The following is a 422-nucleotide window of genomic DNA, read 5'->3' as shown; positions in this document are numbered from 1 at the left end:
CGCGCCAGAAATCAAACTCGATTACCAACAAATATCTCGTTGGGATTTGGGCGCAGAGAATGAAGCGGCGGTGACTTTTCTCAACAAACCTAAGTCATTTTTAGTTCGCTACCGAGATGAAATTCGCACCATAGGTTTGCTGTTTTTGGTGATGTCGTGTGTCATCGCAACCTTGGTGTATTACCTCAATCGCCTTAAGAAAAGTGAGCGTACCAGCCGACAAAGCCAACTGTTATTGGAGTCGATATTCGACCAAAGCCTGCAGTTCATGGGGATCATTGATAAGGGCGGTGTATTGCTGTCGAGTAACAGTAAACTGCATGAGCTACTTTATAACCAAGGCTATAAATTGGGAACACCTCTTCAAAGTCACCAACACTGGGAAGACTCAGCAAGGCAGGAACTGAAGGAATACTTTATCT

The 422-nt window shown here is 44.5% G+C and carries 1 pseudogene; it reads left to right on the top strand.

Annotated elements, in window-relative coordinates:
* A pseudogene (locus tag AB4512_RS23555) lies at positions 1 to 422 on the top strand (GGDEF domain-containing protein); the annotation flags it as partial.

The sequence above is a fragment of the Vibrio sp. 10N.222.52.B7 genome, from assembly GCF_041474275.1.
Taxonomy (GTDB): domain Bacteria; phylum Pseudomonadota; class Gammaproteobacteria; order Enterobacterales; family Vibrionaceae; genus Vibrio; species Vibrio crassostreae_C.
This window is presented reverse-complemented; position numbering and strand designations above follow the sequence as displayed.